Genomic DNA, 24,093 nt, shown 5'->3' on the forward strand with positions numbered 1-24,093 from the left:
ACCAGACGATTCACAGCCGATGGCACGCGAAAACATCAACGACATCCTTGTCTTCCTGGCGGTGGCGCGCGAACGCAGCTTCACGCGCGCCGCCGCCAAGCTGGGCATGACGCAGTCGGCACTGAGCCACATCATCCGCGGGCTGGAAGCGCGGCTGGGCGTGCGCCTGCTGACGCGCACGACGCGAAGCGTGTCGCCCACCGAGGCCGGCGAGCGCCTGCTGCAGAACGTGGCGCCGCGGATGGAGGAGATCGAAGCGGAAATCGCCGCCGTCAGCGATCTGGGCGACAAGCCCGCCGGCACCATCCGCATCACCGCCACCGATCACGTGATCGACAATTTCCTGTGGCCGCGGCTCGCGCCCGTGCTGCCGCAATACCCCGACATCCATCTGGAAATGAGCGCGGACTACCGCATGGTCGACATCGTGGCGGAACGCTACGATATCGGCGTACGCTGGGGCGACCAGGTCGACAAGGACATGATCGCCGTGCGCCTGACCCCGGACATGCGCACGATGATCGTCGGCTCGCCCGCCTACTTCGCGCACCGGCCCATCCCTGCCTCGGCACAGGACCTGATGAAGCACAGCTGCATCGGCCTGCGGCTGGCAACGGCCGGCAGCGTCTACGCGTGGGAGCTGCGGCATGCGGGACGCGACCTGGAACTGCGTCCGCGTGGCCAGTTCACGTTCAGCGGCACCTACCAGATGCTCAATGCGGCCCTCAGCGGTTGCGGCCTGGCCTATCTGACGGAAGACCTGGCCGCGCCGCACGTGCAGGCCGGCCGGCTGGTCAGCGTGATGGAAGACTGGTGCCCGCACTTCCCCGGTCTCCACGCGTACTACCCGAGCCGGCGGCACTCGTCGCGTGCCCTGGGCATCGTGATCGACGCCATCCGCCACAAGGCCTGAGCCGTCAGCGCCTGGCGATAAAGAAGCGCAGCATTTCCCGGCTGGCGTCGGGTCCGTCGGCATCGGTATAGGACCCGCGCCCGCTGCCACCGGACCACGCGTGACCGGCGCCATGGACGGTCCACTGTTCGGCAAGCACTTCGCCCGTTATCCTTCGATGGACGGTGCGCGTGTAGGCATGCCGGGCCGCCGCCGCCGGCGCCGAATGGACGACTTGCGCCACGCCGGTCGCCGGTGTCGGGCCGCCGGCGATGGATTGGCGGACAACGCAGTCGCTGTTGTTCAGGTGGACCGTCTTGTCCCTGTCGCCGTGGAAAACAATGATGGGAAGGCCGTTCGCCGCCAGCGATTGCGGCGGCGCCACGCAAACGCCGTTGCGCATGGCCAGCATCGCATCGTGGCCGCTGGTCGCACTGCCGTGCGCCAGGCCGGAATGGCAGCCTACGGCCGTGAACAGGTCGGGATAAGTGCGCCCCATGATGACGGCCATCGCACCACCGGCCGACAGGCCGGCAACGCCGACATGCGCGCGGTCGACCGCGTAGTTGTCGATGATTTGCTGCGTGACCCCGGCGATCAGCGCGGGCTCCCCATGACCGCGCTCGTGATGGGCCTTGTCGAACCACTGCCAGCAGCCATGCCAGTTGGCGCCGCGCGACTGTTCCGGATAGACGATCAGGCAGCCGAACTGCTCGGCCAGTTCGTTCATGGCGGTGCCGCGCGCGAAATCGTCGGCATTCTGGCGGCAGCCGTGCAGCATGACCACGAGCGGCATGGGCGTGCCGTCGTAGCTCGCAGGTACGTACAGCTTGTAGCGCAGGTTGCCGGCGCCGTTGCGATAGAGGCCGGTAGAGAACCGCCCGGTTGCGCGACGATTTGTGCGCGCTACCCGGACGGGTTGCGATGGCTGGGCTCCGCTGCCAAAGGCAAGGGCCGTCCATGCATCGATTAATGTTGTGAGCAGCATTGTTGATACCTGATTCGTCATCGGCGTCTCCGATGTTTCCATCCATTATCGCATATTGCTGCGCTGCACCATTAATTAAATAACGATCAATCGCCTTGCACTGGGGAATTTGGGCTACTTCCGGGATCGCGGGCTGCCGCAGTGGAATGCTGCGCTGCAGCGGTTCGCCGGGGCCGGGAGAGAGTTGCCATGGCCATCGCAAGGGCCGGGGTCGGACTCGCCGGGTCTGCCCCCGCGGTCCGGCAACGTCTCGCCCATTACGGTCGATAACGGTAATGGCCGGTGATGGGAAAGTCGAACAGCACGTCTTCGAGCTGCGTGCCCGCGCCGATATTGTGGATCACCAGTGGTGTACCGCCTGGCGATACCTGGTCGGCCACGATGCCGATGTGCGGCAGCCCTTGCGGCAAACGCCAGGTGACGATATCGCCGGCCCGGTAATCCGCGGCCTTCGTCGACGGCTTGACCGTCTCCCCATGTCGACCGAAGAACACCGCCAGGTTGGGCACGCGGCGGTGGTCGATATTCCGGTCGGGTCCCTTCATCCCCCAGTTGGCGGGATACGCTTTCCAGGCGGCGCGCATATCCTCGTGCACCCGCTCCTGCAAATCGACACCCAGTGCGCGGTAGGCGCGGACGACGACATCCGTGCACACACCGCGATCGAGCGGAACGTCGCCATCGGGATAGGCGATGCGCTGGTAGCTGCCGTCATAGCGGAGCGTCACGCCAATTTGCGTGCGGGCTGCCGCGACCAGCTGTTCGGCGGGGGCGGCAAACAGCTGGGGAGCGGCCAGGCTGGCGAGCAACAGGAACAAGCGAGGGGCCATCGTGAAACCGTTTGTCAAAACGGCAATGATACCCCAGCGTGGCGTCACCCGGCAAAGGCCGTCGATTCGGCACATCCCGACCGCAACTGCGCGATCGCCTGCTCCCAGCCCTGCACGCGGCCAAGAGCTTCCTCGCGTCCTGTCGCCGGCTCGAAGACGCGGTCCACGCGCCACTGCGCGGCCAGGTCGTCGGTGCCGCGGTAGACGCCCGCGGCGAGTCCCGCCAGGCTGGCAGCACCCAGCGCCGTCGTCTCGGTGACGACGGGGCGCACGACCGGAATGCCCAGCAAATCGGCCTGGAACTGCAGCAGCAACGAGTTGGCGCAGGCGCCGCCGTCCACGCGCAGTTCCGTGATCGGTGCTGCGGCGTCGCGCTGCATCGCCTGCAGCAATGCGGCGCTCTGGAACGCGATCGATTCCAGTGCTGCGCGGGCGATGTGCGCAACCGTGGTGCCACGCGACAGGCCGAACATCGCCCCCTTGGCGGACGGCACCCAGTACGGCGCGCCCAGCCCCGTGAACGACGGCACGAAGACGACGCCGCCGGCATCGGGCACCGACGCGGCCAGCGCTTCGATCTCGTTGGCCTGCTTGATGGCCTTCAGGCCGTCGCGCAGCCATTGCACGACGGCGCCGCCAATGAACACGCTGCCTTCCAGTGCGTACTGGTGCACGCCGTTCGCCTCGCACGCGGCGGTGCTGATCAGGCCATTGTTCGACGCGGCGCACTCGCTGCCCGTGTTGAGCAGCATGAAGCATCCGGTACCGTAGGTGTTCTTGGCCATGCCGGGCTGGAAGCACGCCTGGCCGAACAGGGCCGCCTGCTGGTCGCCGGCCATGCCGCCGATGCAGACTTCGCCGCCCAGCCACTGCGCGTCCGTCATGCCGAACAGGTGGCTCGACGGATGCACGTCGGGCAGCAGTGCGGCGGGAATATCGAGCCACGCCAGCAGCTCGGCATCCCAGCACCGTTCGTGGATATTCCACAGCATGGTGCGGGCCGCGTTGCTGACGTCGGTGACGTGGACACGTCCGCCCGTCAGGTTCCATGCCAGCCAGGCATCGACGGTGCCGAACGCCAGCTCGCCGCGCACGGCGCGGGCGCGGGCGCCGTCCACGTTATCGAGGATCCATTTCAGCTTGGTCGCCGAAAAATACGGGTCCAGCACGAGGCCCGTCTTGGCGCGGATCTTGTCCGCCAGGCCATCGGTGCGCAGCTTCTGGCACAGCGCCTCCGTCCTTCGGTCCTGCCAGACGATGGCGTTGAAGATGGGGCGCCCCGTTGCGCGCTCCCACACAACAGTGGTCTCGCGCTGGTTGGTGATGCCGAGCGCGGCGATGTCACCTGCTTTCAGGCCGGCCTTGGCCAGCACTTCGCGCGCCGTGGCGAGCTGGCTTTGCCACAGCTCGTCGGGGTTGTGCTCGACCCAGCCGGGTTGCGGGAAGATTTGCGTGAATTCCTGTTGGGCCGTTGCTACCACCGCGCCGTCGCGAAAGACGATGCTGCGCGAGCTCGAGGTGCCCTGGTCCAGAGCCAGTAGATAGGCCATGTCTGATCCTGCCTTCAAAATGAAACGGAACGCGCGGCGCATCCGGGAACGAATACGCCGCGCGGGGTGGAACAACGATCAGCGTACCTTGCCGGCCTGCCAGGCCTTCAGCAGCTGGTCGTAAGGGATCGTCTCGCCCTTCGGCTTCTCGTTGGCGACCTTCGCCCATGGTGCGGCGTTGTTGGTCAACATCGTGGCCGGGTCCTTCTTGTCGTTCAGCTTCGGCGCGCACTTGGCCATGCCGGCGCGTTGCAGGCGGCCGAGGATCTTGTCCATCTCGTCGGCCAGGTTGTCCATTGCGCCCTGCGGCGTCTTCTCGCCGGAGATGGCAGTCGACACGTTCTTCCACCACAGCTGCGCCAGCTTCGGATAATCCGGCACGTTGTTGCCGGTCGGCGTCCATGCCACGCGCGCCGGGCTGCGGTAGAACTCGACCAGGCCGCCCAGCTTCGGCGCCATGTCCGTCATCGCCTTCGAGCGGATGTCGGAATCGCGGATAAAGGTCAGGCCGACGATCGATTTTTTCAGCGACACGGTTTTCGACGTGACGAACTGGCCGTACAGCCACGCGCCGGCCAGGCGGTCAGGCGGAGTGCTCTTTAGGTAGGTCCACGAGCCCACATCCTGGTAGCCGTTCTGCATGCCATCCTTCCAGTACGGGCCGTGCGGGCCGGGCGCCATGCGCCACTTCGGCGTACCATCCGCATTGACAACCGGCAGGCCGGCCTTCGTCATGCTGGCCGTGAAGCCCGTGTACCAGAAGATCTGCTGGGCGATATGGCCTTGCGACGGCACGGGACCGGACTCCGAGAACGTCATGCCCAGTGCCTGGGGCGGCGCGTACTTCTTCATCCAGTCCAGGTATTTGGTCAGCGCATACACGGCGGCCGGCGAGTTGGTCGCACCGCCGCGCGCGACGGACGCGCCCACCGGCGTGCACTTGTCGGCCGCGACGCGGATGCCCCACTCATCGACCGGCAGGCCGTTCGGCAGGCCCCGGTCGGCGGCGCCGGCCATCGACAGCCACGCATCGGTGAAGCGCCAGCCCAGCGACGGATCCTTCTTGCCGTAGTCCATGTGGCCGAACACCTTGCGGCCGTCGAGTTCCTTGACGTCGTTGGTGAAGAAGCTGGCGATGTCCTCGTAGGCCGACCAGTTCTGCGGCACGCCCAGGTCGTAGCCATACTTGGCCTTGAACTTGGCCTGCAGGTCCTTGCGCGCGAACCAGTCGGCGCGGAACCAGTACAGGTTGGCGAACTGCTGGTCGGGCAGCTGATACAGCTTGCCGTCCGGCGCCGTGGTGAAGCTGGTGCCGATGAAGTCCTTCAGGTCCAGGCCTGGATTGGTGTACTCCTTGCCGGGGCCGGCCATGTAGTCGGACAGCACGACGGTCTGGCCATAGCGGTAGTGCGTGCCGATCAGGTCCGAGTCGTTGACCCAGCCGTCGTAGATCGATTTGCCGGACTGCATGGACGTCTGCAGTTTCTCGACCAGGTCGCCCTCCTGGATCACGTCGTGCACGACCTTGATGCCGGTGATCTCCTCGAACGCCTTGGCCAGCACCTTCGATTCATACACGTGCGTGTCCAGCGATTCGGACACCACGTGGATTTCCTTGATGCCTTTGGCTTTGAGCTTGTTGGCCGCGCCGATGAACCATTTCATCTCTTCCAGCTGCTGCGCGCGGCTCAGGGTACTGGGCTTGAATTCGCTGTCGATCCATTTTTCGGCCGACTTGCTGTCGGCCAGGGCGTTGCCGCTCATGGCCATCACGGCGACGGCAATGGCGCCCAGCTTGAAAACCGCTTGCTTAGTTTGAATCATGTCTTCTCCACGTTTTTGTCGTCGTCTTTTCGGAAAAACCCGGTACTACTTTTCGCTTACGCTTTCGCCATGATGATCGCCATTGCGGCAAACCCCAGCGCCGTGCCGATCCACTGGCTCAGGTCCGTGAAGCCGACCCAGGCCAGGTTGATGTAGGCAGCCGTCAGCAACCCGATGAACAGGCGGTCGCCGCGTGTCGTGCGCATCGGCAGGAAGCCCTTGCGTTCGACAGTCGGCCAGCGCAGTTCCAGCACCGTCATCCCCACCAGCATCAGTGCAATGCAGCCGAAGAAGACGGCTACCGGCATCGTCCACGCCATCCATGCAAATGACCACTCCATCGTTACACCCTCCCCATCGCGAAACCTTTGGCAATATGATTGCGCACGAACCAGATCACCAGCATGCCCGGCACCAGCGTCAGCACCCCGGCGGCGGCCAGCACGCCCCAGTCCATGCCGGCGGCCGACACGGTGCGGGTCATGATGGCGCTGATCGGCTTGGCGTCCACGGAGGTCAGCGTGCGCGCCAGCAGCAGCTCCACCCAGCTGAACATGAAGCAGAAGAAGGCGGTGACGCCCACGCCGGCCTTGATCAGCGGCAGGAAGATCTGCAGGAAGAAGCGCGGGAACGAGTAGCCGTCGATATACGCCGTTTCATCGATCTCGCGCGAGATGCCCGACATGAAGCCTTCCAGGATCCACACGGCCAGCGGCACGTTGAACAGCATGTGCGCCAGCGCCACGGCGATGTGCGTGTCCATCAGTCCCACCGTCGAATACAGCTGGAAGAACGGCAGCAGGAACACGGCTGGCGGCGTCATGCGGTTCGTCAGCAGCCAGAAGAACATGTGCTTGTCGCCCAGGAAGCGGTAGCGCGAGAAGCCGTAGGCCGCCGGCAGCGCGACCAGCAGCGAGAGCGTGGTGTTCATCGCCACGTAGATCATCGAGTTGATGTAGCCGCCGTACCAGGACGGATCCGTGAAGATCGTCTTGTAGTTGTCCCATGTGAGGTTCTGCGGCCACAGCGTGAAGACGGACAGCGTTTCCTCGTTGGTCTTGAGCGACGTATTGAGCATCCAGTACAGCGGCACCAGCGTGAACGCGACGTACAGGATCATCATCACGCCACGCGGGATGCGGTTGTTCTTCACAAAAGCTTGGCTCATCGGGGTGCTCCGCTGGATGGGGGAGCCGACCGCCACGTCTTGCAGGTCTCTAGGCATGGTCGCTCTCCGCGCTGTTGTTGCTGTTGCCGGCCTTTTGCATCCAGTTGTACAGCACGAAGCTGAACAGCAGGATGATCAGGAAGTAGATCAGCGAGAACGCCGCCGCCGGGCCCAGGTCGAACTGGCCGACCGCCTTCTGCGTCAGGTACTGGCTGAGGAACGTGGTCGAGTTACCGGGCCCGCCGCCCGTCAGCACGAACGGCTCCGTGTAGATCATGAAGCTGTCCATGAAGCGCAGCAGCACGGCGATCATCAGCACGCCGCGCATCTTGGGCAGCTGGATATGGCGGAACACGGCCCAACGGCTGGCGCCGTCGATCTGCGCTGCCTGGTAGTAGGCATCCGGGATCGAGCGCAGGCCGGCAAAGGCCAGCAGTGCCACCAGCGGCGTCCAGTGCCAGACGTCCATCAGCAGCACGGTCAGCCACGCATCCAGCGTGTGCGACGTGTAGTTGTAGTCGATGCCCAGCATCTGCAGGCCATGGCCACCCAGGCCGATGTCGGCGCGGCCGAAGATCTGCCAGATGGTGCCGACGACGTTCCACGGAATCAAGAGCGGCATCGACAGCAGCACCAGCGACAGCGACGACTTCCAGCCTTTCGACGGCATTGCCAGGGCCAGCGCGATCCCGAGCGGAATCTGCACCAGCAGCACGCACAGCGAGTAGATCAACTGGCGCGCCAGCGCGGCGTGCAGTTCCGGGTCGCGCATGATTTCACGGAACCATTCGAGGCCGACAAACACGCTTTGACCGGGGCCGAGAATATCCTGCACCGAGTAGTTCACCACCGTCATCAACGGCAGGATCGCGGAGAACGCGACGCAGACGAACACCGGCAGGATGAAGAACCAGGCCTTGTTGTTATAGGGCTTGTTCACTGCGCGATCCTTTCGTCGTTGCAGAAGAAGATGGTTTCGGGACGCGCCAGGCGCAGCCAGTGGCGGCCCGCCTGCACGGGAACCGACGTATCGAGCTTGCCTTTCAGCGGATGGCCGGCGATCGTTCCCGTCACCAGCTGGCACGTGCCCAGGTGCTGCACGTGGCGGATCTCCGCCTCCAGCGCGCCCTCGGCGCCGCTTGGCGCCAGTTCGATGAATTCGGGCCGGATACCCATCGACAGCGTGCCCTGCGCGCGCTTCAGTTGCGCCACGCGCGCCGGATCGAGCGCGAGCCTGTCGCTGCCGATGAAGATGCCGTTCGTGTCCGCCGCGTCCAGCTTGACGGGGTAGAAATTCATGCCGGGGCTGCCGATGAAGTAGCCGACAAAGGTGTGGTCGGGCCGCTCGAAGAGCGCATCGGGCGCCCCCTTCTGGACGATCTTCCCGTCCGTCATGACGACCACTTCGTCGGCAAATGTCAGCGCCTCGACCTGGTCGTGCGTCACGTAGATCAGTGTCAGCTTCAGTTGCTGGTGGATCTGCTTGAGCTGGCGGCGCAGCTGCCATTTCAGGTGCGGGTCGATGACCGTCAGCGGCTCGTCGAACAGGATCGCCGAGACGTCCTTGCGCACCAGGCCGCGGCCCAGCGAGATCTTTTGTTTCGCATCGGCCGACATGCCGCTGGCGCGCACCTTCAGCGCATCCTTCATGCCGAGGATCTCCGCCACCTCGTGCACCCGCTTGTGCACCTCCGCTTCCGGCACCTTGCGGTTACGCAGCGGGAAGGCCAGGTTGTCGTACACCGTCATCGTGTCGTACAGCACGGGGAACTGGAACACCTGCGCGATGTTGCGGCCGCGCGTAGGCGTGTCCGTCACGTCCTTGCCGTCGAAGAGCACCTGGCCGTGCGACGGCACCAGCAGGCCCGAGATGATGTTCAACAGCGTCGACTTGCCGCAGCCGGAGGGGCCCAGCAGCGCATAGGCGCCACCGTCTTCCCACACCATGTTCATCGGCTGCAGCGCGAAGTCGGATGGCTGCTGCGGGTTCTTGCCATAGGCATGACCCAGGTTACGGAATTCAATGCGTGCCATGGCTCGCCTCCCCCGGTGCGCGCAGCAAGGCGCCGTCCGCATCGAAAATGAACAGTTCCTGCGGATCGACCCAGGCCTGCACCTTCGCGTCGATCGCCACCGAATGCACGCCCGGCACCTGCGCCACCAGGCCGGCACCGCCCACGCGCAGGTGGACATAGGTTTCCGAGCCGCTCAATTCGGACAGGTCGACCGTGCAGTCCAGGCTATTCACCTGGGCCGTGCCCGGTTTGAGTGCCACGTGGTGGCAACGGATGCCGACCTTGCACGGCTGGCCCTTGGCCAGCGCCAGCGCAGGGCCGCCGATGCGCAGCACGGGACCGTCGTCGAGACGCACGGTGTGGCCGTCTTCCATGCGGCCGGGCAGCACGTTCATCGGCGGGTCGTTGAAGATGGCGGCCGAGCGGATCGAGATGGGTTTGCTGTAGGTGTCGAGCGTGGGGCCGGTCTGCAGGATGCGGCCCGCGTCCATCACGACGGTCTGGCCGCCCAGCAGCAGCGCTTCCTGCGGCTCGGTCGTGGCGTAGACAACGGTGGTGGCGCCATCGGCAAACAGCGAGGCCAGTTCGGCGCGCAGTTCTTCGCGCAGCTTGTAATCGAGATTGACGAGCGGTTCGTCCAGCAGCACCAGCGGCGCCTTTTTGACGAGCGCCCGTGCCAGCGCGCAGCGCTGCTGCTGGCCGCCGGACAATGCGCCCGGCAGGCGTTGCAGCAGATGGCTGATGTGCAGCTTCTCGGCCATCTCCGTCACGCGCTGCTTCACTTCCGCGTCGGGCCGGCGCTGCAGGCGCAGCGGCGCGGCGATATTGTCGAACACCGACATGGCCGGATAATTGACGAACTGCTGGTACACCATGGCGAGATTACGGTCGCGGACGCTCACGCCCGTGACGTCCTTGCCATCGACCAGCACACGGCCTTCGGTCGGGCGATCGAGCCCGGCGATGACACGCATCAGCGTGGTCTTGCCCGCCTGCGTGGGCCCGAGCAGGACGTTGATCGTCCCCGGGACCAGTTCCAGGTCGAGGGCGTACAGATGCGTCTCTGCCCCGACCCGCAAGCTAATATCCTTCAGCTGCAGTTTCACTGCTGTCTCCTGTTCTTGTTGCCGCTTTTTTCTTTATTTTACTGCTCAGTTGCAAGCTCAGTTGCCTGCGGATTGCCGCATGGCGTAATCCGGACTGCCGTGCTCCGGTGCCGATTGCTGCGTCATCCATTGCTGCAGCCGTTCCATGTCCGCCGGCTTGCTGTGCAGGCCGCACTTGGTGCGACGCCACAGCACGTCTTCCGCACTGCGCGCCCATTCTACCTGCATGAGGTATTGCACTTCCCGGCTATAGACACCCGGCGACAGCTCGGTGCCCAGATCGGCCAGGCTGATGGCGTCGCCCAGCATCTTTTCGGCACGGCTGCCGTAATTGCGCGCGTAGCGGTGCGCCAGCTTCGGCGGCAGCCACGGATGGCGGCCCTGGAAGCGGCGCAGGAATCCGTCAAAGTCGTAGCGCTCGATCAGCATGCCCGGGAACTGCAGGTCGCCGCCGGGCAACGGCGCTTTGGCCGTCCAGTCGGGCGCATCGCTGCCGAGGCGGCGCAGCAGCATGCCGACACCCTCCTCGGCCAGCTTGCGGTACGTGGTGATCTTGCCGCCCCAGATATTGAGGAAGGGCGGCGCATCGTCCGGGCATTCGAGCAGGTAGTCGCGCGTGATCGCCGACGCCTGGCTGGAATTGTCGTCCAGCAGAGGGCGTACGCCGGAATAGGTGCCGACCACATCCTGCGGCGAAATCTGCCGGCTGAAATAGCGGTTGGCCATCTCGCACAGGTACACCGTCTCTTCCGGGCTGATCGTCACGCGCCCCGGCTCGCCCTTGTATTCGAGGTCCGTCGTGCCGATCAGCGTGAATTCGTCCTGGTAGGGAATGGCGAAGATGATGCGCTTGTCGGGGTTCTGGAAGATGTAGGCGTAGTCATGCTCGAACAGCCGCGGCACGATAATGTGGCTGCCCTTGATCAGCCGCAGGCCATAGCTGCGCCCCGCGCTCAGCGCGGCCGCCGCGAACTGGCCCGTCCACGGACCGGCCGCATTGACGATGGCACGCGTCCGCACCTCGATGCGGCCCCGCTCGGCGCTGTCCAGGGTGGCATGCCAGCCGTCGCCGTCGCGCCGCACCGACGTGCACGGCGTGCGCGTCAGGATGGTGGCGCCGCGCTCGCTGGCGTCCAGTGCGTTGAGCACGACGAGACGGGCGTCGTCGACCCAGCCGTCCGAATAGACAAAGCCTTTATTGAAGCTGCCCTTCAACGGCGCCCCGGCCGGATGGCCGCGCAACGCGATGCCTTCAGACCCGGGCAGGAACTCGCGCCGCGCCAGATGGTCATACAGGAACAGGCCCGCTCGGATCATCCACGACGGCCGCTGCGCCGCATCGTGCGGCATGACGAAGCGCAGCGGCCACATGATGTGCGGCGCCGTGCGCAACAGCACCTCGCGCTCCTGCAGCGCCTTGCGCACCAGCTTGAATTCGTAATATTCCAGGTAGCGCAGGCCGCCGTGAATCAGCTTCGTGCTGGCCGACGACGTGTGCTGCGCCAAGTCGTGCTGCTCGCACAGAACGACGCGCAAGCCGCGGCCCACGGCATCGCGCGCAATGCCGACACCATTGATGCCGCCACCGACGATCAGCAGGTCGCAGTCGATGCGCGCTTCCGAAGCTTGCGCCATCACTGCACCGACCTGCACGCGTCGCCCGGTGTGCCGCTGGCGCGGGCCGGACGCGTGCAACTTGTGGAACTTGTGGCGCGAATATGGTCGTTTTTGTTCATATCCTGTCTCTTATCGTTTTATTTTTGCTGGCGCTTGGCGTTGGCTTTGCTAGAGCGGCTGCCGGGTTGCCTTGGCTACCTGGCTACCTGGCTACCTGGCTGCCTTGGCCGCCTTGGTTGCCTCTTGCGTCAGCTGCCGCGGTCGCCTCTCCACTGATACAAGCGGTCTCGCTGCTCGCTGCCTCGACTGCCCGGCTGCGCTGCAACCGGCGGCCTCCGGTCCGCTCGGGACTGGCTCGTTTCCCGGGATCTCCGACCCTGAGAAAGGTGCCTGTTCCCGACTTGGAGCGACCGACAGCTGCTGGCAGCTGCGCATCCCAGCTGCATTTCCCAACTTTGCGCCTCACTCGCTCGCATGCAACGCTGTATCAGAAGTTGCACCAGCGAGAGTTCATTGTACATATTTCCACATTGCGAACAACAAAATTTTTGCGTTTTGGTTCGTTTATGTTCGCTTAAGCTGGGAACTATGTTCACTTTTCCCAACATGTACCCCTTCGGTGGACTTGCGGGCCGCCTGCATTGTCGAGCACACCACGAGGTGAACTATAATGAACACGTCCGGCAGCCAGCGCGGTGCCACAGTGCCCTTCACGCTTCAGCTCACCATTCGCCGATGACACCACGCCACCGCAGACTGCTCGACCACATCCGCCAGCACGGCGACACCTCCGTAGAAGACCTGGCCCGCATCCTGGGCGTGACGACCCAGACGATCCGCCGCGACATCCGCGAACTGGAAGACGCGCGCCTGCTGGCGCGCTACCACGGCGGCGTCAGCATTCCTTCCACGGTGGAAAACATCGATTACGATCAGCGACGCGTAATGGACAGCGATGCCAAGCGCCGCATCGGCCAGCTGGCCGCGGCGCAGGTGGAAAACGGCCGCTCGCTGATCATCAATATCGGCACGACAACGGAAGAAGTGTCGAAAGCGCTGTTGCACCACCGCGGCATCCGCGTGGTAACCAACAACCTGAACGTGGCCTCGATCCTGTCCGGCTGCGACGACGCGGAAGTCATCGTTGCCGGCGGCCTGGTCCGCAAGCGCGACCGCGGCATCGTCGGCGAAGCCACCATCGACTTCATGAGGCAGTTCAAGGTCGACATCGGCATCATCGGCGTCTCCGGCATCGAAGCCGACGGCACGCTGCTCGACTACGACTACCGCGAAGTGCGCGTGACGCAGGCGATCATGGAGCAGTCACGCCAGGTCTGGCTGGTGGCCGATCACACCAAGTTCGGGCGGCATGCGCTTGTCCGGCTTGGCAGCATTGCGCAGGTGGATAAATTCTTTACGGATCTGCCGGTGCCGGCGGAGGCTGCGGAGGCTTTTGAGAAGGCTGGGGTGGAGGTGATCGTGGCTGGGGCGGAATAGAAAAGCGAATTTACAGAACACACTGCCGGGCCGCCCGACAGCGCTTACCTAATTGAAGACATTAGCGCCGGACCCGGACAGCATCAAAGAACCAGCCCTTCCAGAATATCGTCAGTTTGTTATGGCTTTTGATGAACGCGACAGTGCAGCCAAGGTCAACAACCTTCACCGGATTCGGTAGGTGCAGATTTTCCGAACTCGCGTGGGCCTGCTCGCGAAGATACAAAGTCGGCTCAACCAGCATGACGTCCAGTGTGGGAGCACCACAGTCGCGACGACCGAACGCCACCCGATCTTTGGTGATGGTAAAGATGCGCCCCACCAGGGCTCCCGCCTCACGGTCATCGAGCGCAGTTATCTCCGCAGAATCCAGTGGGACGGTAAAGCGCCACCGCCCTAATACGCTTTCGGCTTCGCTGGCCGCGTATGCAGGCGGTGCCACCCACAACGCTGGCACCGCTGCATTAATGATGGCGGCTACGATCAAAATTGCGCGTTTTAACGCGCCGCAAACTGGGGAATATCGCATGGCAGCTCCGACTCAGCTTACCGATGGGCTCTCACAGCGTCGAAGAAATAGCCGCCCCACGTCACGACCATGCGATTCCTGTTTTTCACAAAAACAGTCGCACAGCTTATATCGAAAACAGTGACCGGATTCGGAAGTTTAAGTTTGGAGTTATCGATTCCAGCCTCGCTGGCAAGATAAATATTCGGCTCAACATCTAAAGCCTCCAACTCGGTTGGCTGACACTTTTCTTTTCCGAATATGGCGCCATCCGGGCGTATCCTGATCGATTGACCGAGAAGCGCTCTTGCGGCTTTATCGTCCAGCGCTGTGATAGCGACTGAATCCAGCACCTTTACCAACCGCCATTCACCCACCAGGAAATTGGCTTCCACAGCCTGGCAAGTCGAGAAGAAGGACGCCAGTATTACTATGGCTGCGAAGATAGCCGTGGAATGGCGCTTATACGTATATTTAATTAGGGCCATGAACTTCCTCCTGTTTGCTCGACGCTGCAGCATTTGTTTTGACCGCGTGGAATGGTGCACTTTCCTCTGCACGCCGTGCAACGAGCCCGGAAGCCAGCTTTTTCTTTCCTTTGAGCCTGACATAGACAGAATCAGACATGATCTGGGCAGCGCGAGGAAAATTCTTGCCATTGAGTGCATCATAAACTGGCTGGTTTGCCACGTTGGTTGTGTTGTACGTGAAGCTTACCAGCCCGTCAAATTGATCTTGAGTCAGCGCGACACGAACCTTCAGCTTTATGCGCCGCTCGGCCTCGGCTATACGCTTCCCGTACTCAATATCCACCGATGCAGCATCGACCATTCGCGCCAACTCGTCCTCGCTGCAAATTCCTTTGTGGGCATAAAACCCGATGCCCCAAGTACAATTGCCCTTTCGCTTTCCCATGTCGTTGTAATATCTGAGCATAACCTTTTCGGTGGCGCGCATTCTGGCGCGAGCCATGCTGCTCATGGTCATGCCCGCGTTTGGCGAAGTTACCGAAGTCCGCTTTAACGATGCCATCATTCCCTCCCAGAAAGAATAACAAGCTATCACAACAGCAGCGCTAACGAATGACATTCCTCAAGAACTTGGCAGCTCGATCAGGCATTCTCACGGCACTCGGGAAAGCTAAAGGCTTGCTCGAACAGCCAAGAGCAGCCTCATCGAAACAGAGGATAAATTCAATTTGGAGAGAGCGTTTGCCCGTCCCTGGATTTCTCGACGGAACTCGAACCGGGCTGCATCTAGCCGAGTATTACCACGCGAGTGCCGAGAAACTGGGCTTGCCCAATCTGGTCTCAGTGCTGCACCTCGATTGCACGTCAGTATTCGTCAGAAGTAAGAACCGCTTGGTTCTTGCATGGAAAGGATGGTTCTTTGACGCTACGCGCATCAGGCGCTAGCAATGAACACAGCAGAAGCGTCAAGACCTGAGTCAGCGCGAGCTGGACGCGCCCATTTCGTGGGCAAAAAAACGCACTGACGATAGGAATGGTAGGCCTCCCCGGAGTCGAACCGGGCACCAACGGATTATGAGTCCGCTGGAAATCGCGTTGATTGCGATTGCAAGGCATTGACGATATCGGCTATAATCTATAAAAATCAAGTGCTTACATCGCATTTTCTAAACTTGTTGTTGACCGCCATTGATCTTCATTCTTCAAAACCCCTTACAACCACCGTTACATCCTCGCAATGGCAAAAATCAATCTCACCGCAAGCCGGCTAGCTGAGTTCAGGTGCCCGGAGGGCAAGTCCCAGGCATTCCTTTGGGACTCGACAGCGCCGGGCTTAGGCATACGTGCCACACCGCGGGGTGCCTCGGCATATATATTTCAGAGTGAATATCAGGGCCGTACGCTACGCATGACGATCGGCGGCATCACCGCTCGGAGCATTGCAGAGGCACGGGTCAAGGCCCGCGAACTTCAGGCCATGGTTGATGACGGCCGGGATCCGCGACTAGTGAAAGCCGAGATCATCGCCGCAGATACCGCGAAGCGTGAGCGAAATCGTGTAGAGGCAGTCACCGTCGCGGTGGCGTGGGCTGAGTACATCCACGCGCGGCGAGAAATGTGGGGCGATCGCCACTACCGCGACCATATCGCGAAATCAAAGGCAGGCGGAACAGCTTCTGCCCGTGGAACGCGGGGGCGTGGCGTGACGATTGAGGGACCTCTCTATGTATTCATGGCTATGCGTCTTTCGTCACTTGACGCAGCAACCATTGAAGCATGGGCTCAGCGAGAAGGGAAGGTACGGCCAACTGCCGCCAGATTAGCATGGTGACTGCTCAAAGTGTTCCTAGGATGGTGCGCCGAACATCCCCAGTATGCGGAGCTCGTATCAACTGCTAACCCGGCGAAGACCAAAAAGAGCAGAGAGGCACTCGGTAAGGCCCAAGTCAAATCCGATGTACTTCATCGGGAACAGTTAGCTGCTTGGTTTTGCGCTGTGCGGAACTTGAAGAATCCGGTTGTGGCTGCCAGCCTGCAAACCATCTTGTTGACGGGTGCTCGTCCCGGGGAGGTACTTTCGATTAAATGGGAAGACATCAATCTTCGGTGGAGAGGCCTTACCATTAAAGACAAGGTCGAAGGGAATAGAACTATCCCGCTGACGCCTTATCTTTCGCAAATTATACAAGCGCTTCCGAAGAAATCAGAATGGGTTTTTTCGGGCGCTGGTGGCCGCCCGATCTCAAGCCCTAACCATGCCCTCTCGGCCGTAGGCCAAATCGTCGGCATCGATGGGCTCACTCTCCATGGACTTAGACGCTCGTTCCGCTCCTTGACTGAATGGCTTGAGGTGCCTGCAGGTGTTGTTGCTCAAATCATGGGGCATAAGCCGAGCGCAACTGCTGAAAAACATTACACTATTCGGCCGCTCGACCTGTTAAGGGTTCATCACGAGAAAATTGAAGAGTGGATTCTTGAACAGGCAGCTCTGTCTTTTCAACCGGTGCCAGCCCTGAAATTACTCGCGTGACAGAGTGACGCCCCAGTCATTTCGGGATGTCAGTCCGTGCCTATTTAATCAGGGCGCGTTTAAAAACCGGCCAAATTTTCTAAAAATGGCCCGTTTTTCCGGCTATCGTGGTCGCGGTATGTAATCCGGCTAAAACATGATTGTTTCCTGGCTGGGATCGACGGCGTGACCCCGTGGGGTAGATTGCACAAGACGTGATGCCGTTGGATCCAAAAGTCGAAGGGTGTTAGCCGCCAATCGCACTGTGCGATTGCTTCGCATGTTTGTGCCCCAGCAATGGATCGGTTTGCCTGACGAGGAATCGAGAATACGTTCTACGACAGCGAGACCCTTAGTGCTTTGTAGTATCGACTCTCGGTCGCGAGTCGGCGCCAGACGCGACAACGCTGCGAGAGTGTCGCCCTTGCTCGAATCGAAGGAACTGACGCGCCAGATCATCGATGCGATCAACTAACACCTCGCCGAAAAATGCCTGACGATGCGTGAGCGGACTATCGCCGATGCGACATTGATTGCCGCATCGCCATAGACGAAGAACAAGGCTCCAGGCGCGATCCCGAGATGCACCAGTTCCGAGGAGGCGATGACCGGCAACTCGCCATGAACGCTCACATCGGCGTTGACGCAGCTTCTGTTACCACCCAGTCATCGGGACGGCTAGCACGTGACCGACACAACGCGGGCACACGCGCTGTTGCATGGCGACGAGAAGGTTGCACTGGGCGACGCCGGCCACCATGATGGAGGAAACGGAACTGTTGCTTTACTGACAGCAGCTCTGCAGGATAGCTGATTGACACGTCACTCCCACGACTATATGCGAACAGTCGGTCTTTTGGGATCGGAGCTATTGGGTCGTTGCCCTCAGTGGCGCCCATGCATCATGCCCATCCCAGGCCCTACGGGCGACCTGGACAGCTTCATTTCCGTCGACTAGCATTGGCACATGTGCGGCCGCGCTCGACGAAGCGGCCCCTTTCCACGGTTGACCTTGGTAAAATGCAAGCTTGGCTATGTCTGGTGTGCGAGTGTTTGTAAATATATGAAATATATAGAATTATTTGCGGGTTGTGGAGGTCTATCCCTCGGTCTCAGAGCTGCCGGCGGTCAAATGTTGTTAGCCAACGAACTGTCACCCATGGCGGCTGAAACGTTCGCGTACAATTTGTTAGGCGAGGACCTTAGCGAGAGTGTCCAGCCAAGGCTAGACACGTCCTACAGCCAAAAAACTAAGTGGCTAAGCAGCAGGTTCGCAGCGGATGACCTTAGTTCGCGCTTGCGTGAAAACCCCTACCTTTATCCTGCGGTTGGGGACGGGCATAGCGACCTGCACGAAGCCGGGTTGGACCTTGAAGGCTCATTAGTTGTCGGGAATGTACGTCAGCTTAACGCCTGGCTCAAGACCTCTCACAATAGAATGGCGCTTGAACGGCTTCGCGACGGATTCGGAAAGGGAAATATCGATCTGGTGTCTGGCGGCCCGCCCTGCCAGAGCTTCAGTATGGCTGGGATGCGTGAGTATTCGAATTCACGCAACGTATTGCCTTGGGAATTTGCGAAATTCGTACAGCTTACACGACCGAAGTTTGCCCTGCTCGAGAACGTTACTGGCATTCTGAGACCCTTTCAAGTGGCTGGAAAGCAGGTTTTTGCATGGGTGGAGGTTGCTAAGGCATTCGCGCAAATCGGCATGGATGGCGACGAGGCGGGAGTCGCGCAAGGCGGATACGTACCAGTTTGCTTGCATGTCAATGCAAAGAACGCTGGCGTGGCGCAGAACCGTACAAGATTCATCATGCTCGCGTTCCGCCGGGACGTCTATGATTGCCTAGTTCGCCAAATGGGCGAAAGGGACCGCAATCTGTTGCATTCGTCGGAAAACTTCTTCGCAAAGGTGAGGCAGGAACAGGACGTAACCAGGGAGGACCTCCCCTTGCATGACGCGGCAAAGGTTCCAACAGCATTTGACGGAACTTTCCTGGAGAGCCTAGCGAAATACCGTTCCGCTCCTTCGGTCAAAGAGGCGATCGACGACCTTCACTCTCAAGAGCTAAGCCCATCCCCCTATGTCCTACGAATTAACGATCTCCTTGGAAGAGTGGTGCAAGAACATCCTGGGACGTGCCTGGCGCGCGATCAGGTGGCTAATCACGACAAGCGAGTGCACCGTTTCGATGTCCAGGCACGCTTCCGGATCTACCAAGTGCTTAGCAAGCTGGGCAAGTTCTCGCCCCACGCCGTCGCCGTTATTAAAATGCTTCGAGGAGAGCTGGACAGCCTGGAAGACGATACTTGGGAAAAAATCGCGAGTGAGCGCTTCTACCTGACTGCCGGGGCGCCGTTTTACAAGTGCCAGTCCAAGGACGTGTTCGAGGCATTCGTGATAGCGCTTCGAACTGGCAAGCGATCGCAGCGAGCCCTCGTCGGCGACGATCCAGCGCCAGCGGCGCTATCTATACCTGACGACACGTGCCATTTCCTAGAGTCGCTGGACGGCCTTCGCACGCTAACAGTTCGGGAGATGGCAAGGATACAGTCGTTTCCCGACAACTTCGTCTTCCGGTCGAAAACAACGACGGGGGGGCACAAACGTAAGTACGAGGTGCCGCAATACACTCAGGTAGGCAATGCCGTGCCCCCACTCCTCGGCCATGCGCTCGGCGAGATTATCCAAGCGCTCCTGCGGCAGTACAGTCAGGGATATGAAGGTGCCCGGGCAACCGTGTTGAAGAAAGCTGCGTAGCCGATTAGTCGCGTCCCAACGAGACGGAGAAAAAGGATCTGCCGCTGAGAGACAACACAGCCGTGCGGTGGCGGACATAGGCACCCCCTCATTAACGCGGGAACCCTCCCGATGAGGCAGGAGCCCTAGCAGTACCCAGAGGGTGCGCAAACGAGACAAACAGTTGATAGCGTCCAACCTGCTTAGCAGGAATCCTCCCGGGTAACTCGCCCCCGATCCATGGTCTCTATCAACTATTATTGCATCATGGACAGGACGTTCTAGCTGTTTCTCCAATCAGAAGTAGCTTACAATGCTTGAGATCAATGCCGATGTCTGTATTTGTGCACTCGCCTGTATTTAAGACCAGTGGCGAGATCGCTTCCCTGCAAAGGCAACGTAAAAGTCTACAATAGCTTGGAAAGCAAATCTAACTTTGCAACCTCTAGCCCACCGTTTACCTCCGCTTATAGCGCAACATGTATCAGTCGCGTGCGATAGCCTTGCGCGGCATGCACCCCCAGCTAGCGCGGAGCTGTTCTCGACTCCGACGCTTCATCCAGTGTGGGACGCGAGAGGGCAATCTAGACCTTGCTGGCTGTCAACACAGGAAGGCTAGTCAGCATGAACCGATATCGTTTCGTTGATCTCTTCGCGGGCTGCGGTGGGCTATCGCTCGGGCTTTCACTGGCGGGACTCAAAGGACTATTCGCTGTCGAGCGAGACGCGATGGCGTTCAAGACTTTTGCTGAAAACTTCCTTAGAGAAAAAGATGGTCCGGTGCCACCCTTCGCGTGGCCCACATGGCTTGCGAAGCGCGCTTGGCCTATTGACGAGCTTCTTGAAACCCATCATGCCCACATATCCAAGCTTGCAGGACAAGTCGATGTGCTTGCAGGCGGCCCACCGTGCCAGGGCTTCAGCATGGCCGGGCGTCGCCTGGAGTCCGACCCGCGTAACCAGTTATTCGAAAAGTACATCGAGTTCGTCCACGCAGTTAAGCCCAAAGCACTTATTCTGGAGAACGTGCCTGGCATGCGCATTGCGCACTCCCCCGACGAACGGGCGTGCGATAGCGGGGGCCAGGCGGTACAGTCGTACTACGACAAGCTGAAGCTCGGGCTCGAGGCAGCGGGATACGAAGTGCTCGGGCAGATATTGGATGCATCACAATATGGCGTCCCGCAGAAGCGTTCACGACTGATCGTGCTTGGGCTAGAAAAGAAGCTAGCCAGGCGCCTGCCCGGCGGCATCAAGCGCGTATTCTCCTTGCTAGAGGAGGGGCGCTTGGCACATCTAGCGGAGATGGGCCTTCCAGCCCACAGGGCAATTTCTGCTAGCGATGCAATATCAGATTTGCGCTCCGACGGCGCCATTCGCCAACCGTGCATCGATCCGGAATCGCGGGGTCCGTTTGAGGAAATTAGATATGCTGGGCCGAAGACTGCCTACCAGCGCTTGATGCACCTCGATTGCACTGACAACGCCATGAACAGCATGCGGCTGGCGCGCCATGGCACCGAAATCCGTGAGCGATTTGCAATGATCCTGGCTGAGTGTAGGCGCGGTGTCCGCATGGACAGTGCAAGCCTCGCACGCCATGGGCTGAAAAAGCAACGAATTCATCCGATGGCTCCCAACGAACCGGCGCCGACGATAACGACGTTACCGGACGACGTACTCCACTATGCGGAACCTAGGATCCTCACTGTGCGGGAATGCGCCCGGTTGCAAGGTTTTCCCGACTGGTTCCGGTTCCGCGGAAAGTTCACGACCGGGGGCCACCTAAGAACCAAGGAATGTCCGCGTTACACGCAGGTAGGCAATGCAGTACCTCCGCCTCTCGGAAGAATGATCGGCCTCGCCATCGTGTCGGCTATTCGCGAAGCATCCACTGGGAAGGCACAATCGCCGCCAAGTTTTGCACTAATACAACAGCGTATTTCGATAGCATGACAGGAGCCAGCTGGTGGAACATGAACAGATAGGTAGCACAAGGTTTCCGGGGGAACTGATCGAATGGGCCGGTAACCATTCCGGCGGGGTCAAACGGCTATTCGACGAACTCAGCGGCCGGCCCGGCAGGGAACTTCTCCGGACTCGACTTATAACCAAGCTCGAAACATGGGCGGATGAGATCGCATCAGCGTCTTCCGGGACCCCCCGCATCCTTTTGCTAGTAGGCGGTCCAGGGAATGGAAAGACGGAGGCGGTCGAGCACACAATCAAGTACCTCGACGAGGTTTTAGGAGCCTCGGGCGCCCTCGTGGCGAGGATCGCACTGGATTTCCATCCGCCGGCGGGCCAGCCTGTCCCGCGAAGAGTACGCGTGAACTTGGACCACTTCCTTTCAAGTCGTACACTGGATCTGGACATCGTGCAGGATGCGACTGTCACCGCCAGTGGGGAAGGGAAGACTGCTCCGCAGCTCCTGCTCGATGAACTGTCCAGTATGCTCGATCCCACCTCCACATCACTATACCTTTGCTGTGTGAATAGAGGGGTGCTCGACGACGCCCTTATCCTGGCATTGGAAAGACGCCAGATCCAGGAGCAATTGCTCCTGGAAGACATAACTCGTGCCGTTGGCCTCTCCTCAGACGCGCCTTCGTGCTGGCCACTAGCGGGCCACAATGAGGTCGCCATTTGGCCGATGGACGCGGAATCCTTGCTTGTTGCACCAGCTCCAGGTGTACCATCGCCCGCTGAAGCGTTAGTCCGGCACGCCACTAACTCGGCAGATTGGCCAGCTCTGGGCGAATGCCCGGCTGGAACGTCCTGCCCGTTCTGCCAAAGCCAGACCTTGCTTGATCGGCATGAGGAGCGCACGGCCCTACTGCAAATTTTACGTTGGCATGAGCTTGGAAGCGGCAAGCGATGGAGTTTCCGGGATTTGTTCTCCCTGATGTCCTACCTTCTGGCAGGACAGTACCATGCATCCTCGAATCAACTGGCGACGCCGTGCGAGTGGGCCGCGGGATTGCGACGTCTTGACGAGGCTGGGCGCCTAGCGAAGCGACCGCATCGCGAACAACTGACTGCACTATTCTACCTTGCTACTTCGGGTTACCAGCATGCGTTATTCCACCAGTGGGATCACCTTGCTGCTGCCTCGCTGGGCCAAGACCTCAAGGATCTGGCCATCGGAGAGCTCGACCAAGGTGTCGGCAATACCTTGCGAGGTATGCAGTACTTTCTACAAGACCGAAGGAAACCTTACTTACCAGCCACGATCACGGCATCCCTAGCGGGCCTCTCCGCGTCCATGGACCCGGCGCTCGCGAGTCCCGATTTCGAGGTGCATGTTAGCGGTCGGAGCAAAGCATTCCTATGGGACATTGATTCGAGATTCAGCCGGTCACTAGCAGACGGGATCGAATTCATGCGCCGGCGGCAGGCACTGTCTTCTAACGAGCTCGAGCTCCTGAGTCGCCTTGCTACTGCCGACAAGTTCCTTTCCCTTCCAGAGGCGCGACGCAAAAGGCCGGGCACCGCAGGACGTGTCCAGAGGACGCTGCGCGATTTCGCCTGCCGTCTAGTCAGGCGCAGTATCTGCACTCGTTCAGCGGTTGTCGCGGACGCGGCAACCCTGCGCAACTTCCAGCTCGTCGTCGAGGAGGATCACGGAAAACGTATTTACGAGGTTGGCCAGCAAGTGAAGAAGCTATTGAACAATAGCCATGGATTTGAAGTCTCGCTAACCACCACGTTCGGGCAACCGCTACCACCGCGGCAAAGGCAAGCGATACTTGTGGTGCAACCGCAACCAGTTAGCCCGATTCCATCGCCCAGCGCTGGACGTCCACCAGCACCCATCCGCTTCTTGCGTGTCGGCCAGGGCCGTTCGGCCCAGCCCATCGCCCTGACCTACGACCTCTTCAAGGCAGTGGAGGAACTAGAACGCGGGTTGTCGATGGCGTCGCTACCGCGGACCGTAGTAGCGATGCTCGATGCAACCCGCGCCAAGCTGGCCGGCCCTATTGTCCGCGACAGGAATGCCTTGGAAGACGCCCGGATTACTCTTGGTGGCGACGGTGCCTATATTGGCCAGTCGTGGGATGGCTTCGTCGTATTGGAAAGGAACAGCAACGATGAGTCTTGATGACTTCCTACGAGCGCCATGGCAAAACTCCCATGAGTTGTACAAGGACTCTGCCCTAGCGATGAGCCCGGCGCCGGAATATGCTAGCTCAGAGGTACTCCTTGCTTCGCTATACCGCACCATCGGGTTCGCAAGCGCTACCGAAGGTAGCATCCCCCAGGCCGGGCGAGACCTCGACAAGAAGATCCAACAACTCAAGGAGAAGCGCTCTCCAGCGGCAGAAGGAGCTACCGCAGATGCAGGCACTTGGCATGGCATGCTTCATGGCATACTC

General features: G+C 60.8%; 20 protein-coding genes and 1 pseudogene. 8 read left to right on the forward strand and 13 right to left on the reverse strand.

What is annotated here, in order from left to right; translation table 11 throughout:
• Positions 1–19 precede the first annotated feature (19 nt).
• On the forward strand, positions 20–913 hold the full coding sequence (locus E1742_RS11480) for a LysR family transcriptional regulator (protein ID WP_134384997.1): 894 nt from the start codon (positions 20–22) through the stop codon (positions 911–913).
• Positions 914–917: 4 nt separating this feature from the next.
• On the opposite strand, the gene E1742_RS11485 is transcribed toward E1742_RS11480, so the two are convergent.
• The 10 genes from E1742_RS11485 to glpD all read right to left on the reverse strand — a co-directional run bounded on the left by E1742_RS11485 (position 918) and on the right by glpD (position 12,008).
• Positions 918–1,922: an extracellular catalytic domain type 1 short-chain-length polyhydroxyalkanoate depolymerase gene (locus E1742_RS11485; protein WP_307721920.1), complete on the reverse strand. Its 1,005-nt coding sequence runs from the start codon at positions 1,920–1,922 to the stop codon at positions 918–920.
• A gap of 215 nt (positions 1,923–2,137) precedes the next feature.
• A complete protein-coding gene (locus E1742_RS11490) occupies positions 2,138–2,710 on the reverse strand; it encodes a DUF1287 domain-containing protein (protein WP_134384998.1) in 573 nt (190 codons plus the stop codon).
• Positions 2,711–2,754: 44 nt separating this feature from the next.
• Positions 2,755–4,260 carry a glycerol kinase GlpK gene (gene glpK, locus E1742_RS11495; protein ID WP_134384999.1) on the reverse strand — a complete coding sequence of 502 codons (1,506 nt, stop codon included), beginning with the start codon at positions 4,258–4,260 and terminating at the stop codon, positions 2,755–2,757.
• Between the two features lie 78 nt (positions 4,261–4,338).
• Entirely contained in the window at positions 4,339–6,030 is a 1,692-nt protein-coding gene (locus E1742_RS11500; RefSeq protein WP_371860231.1) for an ABC transporter substrate-binding protein, read from the reverse strand.
• A gap of 110 nt (positions 6,031–6,140) precedes the next feature.
• Entirely contained in the window at positions 6,141–6,425 is a 285-nt protein-coding gene (locus E1742_RS11505) for a DUF2160 domain-containing protein (RefSeq protein ID WP_134385001.1), read from the reverse strand.
• 2 nt (positions 6,426–6,427) lie between these two features.
• Positions 6,428–7,252 carry a carbohydrate ABC transporter permease gene (locus tag E1742_RS11510; protein WP_134385002.1) on the reverse strand — a complete coding sequence of 275 codons (825 nt, stop codon included), beginning with the start codon at positions 7,250–7,252 and terminating at the stop codon, positions 6,428–6,430.
• Positions 7,253–7,301: 49 nt separating this feature from the next.
• Entirely contained in the window at positions 7,302–8,192 is an 891-nt protein-coding gene (locus tag E1742_RS11515) for a carbohydrate ABC transporter permease (RefSeq protein ID WP_134385003.1), read from the reverse strand.
• Complete coding sequence (locus E1742_RS11520) at positions 8,189–9,286, reverse strand: ABC transporter ATP-binding protein (RefSeq protein ID WP_134385004.1); 1,098 nt, start codon at positions 9,284–9,286, stop codon at positions 8,189–8,191. Before E1742_RS11520 ends, E1742_RS11515 begins: the two co-directional genes overlap by 4 nt.
• Positions 9,273–10,373, reverse strand: coding sequence for an ABC transporter ATP-binding protein (locus tag E1742_RS11525; RefSeq protein ID WP_134385005.1), 1,101 nt, complete (start codon positions 10,371–10,373; stop codon positions 9,273–9,275). Before E1742_RS11525 ends, E1742_RS11520 begins: the two co-directional genes overlap by 14 nt.
• A gap of 57 nt (positions 10,374–10,430) precedes the next feature.
• Complete coding sequence (gene glpD, locus E1742_RS11530; protein WP_134385006.1) at positions 10,431–12,008, reverse strand: glycerol-3-phosphate dehydrogenase; 1,578 nt, start codon at positions 12,006–12,008, stop codon at positions 10,431–10,433.
• A gap of 717 nt (positions 12,009–12,725) precedes the next feature.
• On the opposite strand from glpD, the gene E1742_RS11535 reads away from it, so the two are divergent.
• Positions 12,726–13,487 (forward strand): DeoR/GlpR family DNA-binding transcription regulator, encoded by a 762-nt coding sequence (locus tag E1742_RS11535; RefSeq protein ID WP_134385007.1) that lies wholly within the window; start codon positions 12,726–12,728, stop codon positions 13,485–13,487.
• A 61-nt stretch (positions 13,488–13,548) separates the two neighbouring features.
• On the opposite strand, the gene E1742_RS11540 is transcribed toward E1742_RS11535, so the two are convergent.
• The 3 genes from E1742_RS11540 to E1742_RS11550 are packed head-to-tail and all read right to left on the reverse strand — an operon-like array spanning position 13,549 to position 15,030.
• Positions 13,549–14,016, reverse strand: coding sequence for a hypothetical protein (locus E1742_RS11540; protein ID WP_134385008.1), 468 nt, complete (start codon positions 14,014–14,016; stop codon positions 13,549–13,551).
• Positions 14,017–14,033: 17 nt separating this feature from the next.
• Entirely contained in the window at positions 14,034–14,483 is a 450-nt protein-coding gene (locus E1742_RS11545) for a hypothetical protein (protein ID WP_134385009.1), read from the reverse strand.
• On the reverse strand, positions 14,470–15,030 hold the full coding sequence (locus E1742_RS11550) for a glycoside hydrolase family protein (protein ID WP_229466730.1): 561 nt from the start codon (positions 15,028–15,030) through the stop codon (positions 14,470–14,472). The genes E1742_RS11545 and E1742_RS11550 overlap by 14 nt, the downstream gene beginning before the upstream one ends.
• Before the next feature lie 672 nt (positions 15,031–15,702).
• Between E1742_RS11550 and E1742_RS27230 the strand changes: the two genes are divergently transcribed.
• From E1742_RS27230 to E1742_RS11570, 6 genes and pseudogenes are all read left to right on the forward strand, one after another.
• Positions 15,703–16,296, forward strand: coding sequence for an Arm DNA-binding domain-containing protein (locus E1742_RS27230; RefSeq protein WP_307721921.1), 594 nt, complete (start codon positions 15,703–15,705; stop codon positions 16,294–16,296).
• 189 nt (positions 16,297–16,485) lie between these two features.
• Positions 16,486–16,995, forward strand: coding sequence for a tyrosine-type recombinase/integrase (locus tag E1742_RS27235; protein ID WP_307721922.1), 510 nt, complete (start codon positions 16,486–16,488; stop codon positions 16,993–16,995).
• A gap of 123 nt (positions 16,996–17,118) precedes the next feature.
• Positions 17,119–17,731, forward strand: a pseudogene (locus E1742_RS26735) (transposase); the annotation flags it as partial.
• A 306-nt stretch (positions 17,732–18,037) separates the two neighbouring features.
• Entirely contained in the window at positions 18,038–19,738 is a 1,701-nt protein-coding gene (locus tag E1742_RS11560) for a DNA cytosine methyltransferase (protein ID WP_134385010.1), read from the forward strand.
• A 603-nt stretch (positions 19,739–20,341) separates the two neighbouring features.
• On the forward strand, positions 20,342–21,673 hold the full coding sequence (locus E1742_RS11565; protein ID WP_134385011.1) for a DNA cytosine methyltransferase: 1,332 nt from the start codon (positions 20,342–20,344) through the stop codon (positions 21,671–21,673).
• Positions 21,674–22,046: 373 nt separating this feature from the next.
• Positions 22,047–23,819 carry a hypothetical protein gene (locus E1742_RS11570; protein WP_229466733.1) on the forward strand — a complete coding sequence of 591 codons (1,773 nt, stop codon included), beginning with the start codon at positions 22,047–22,049 and terminating at the stop codon, positions 23,817–23,819.
• Positions 23,820–24,093 lie beyond the last annotated feature (274 nt).

Origin of the sequence: Pseudoduganella plicata (assembly GCF_004421005.1) — a bacterium.
GTDB lineage: Bacteria > Pseudomonadota > Gammaproteobacteria > Burkholderiales > Burkholderiaceae_D > Rugamonas > Rugamonas plicata.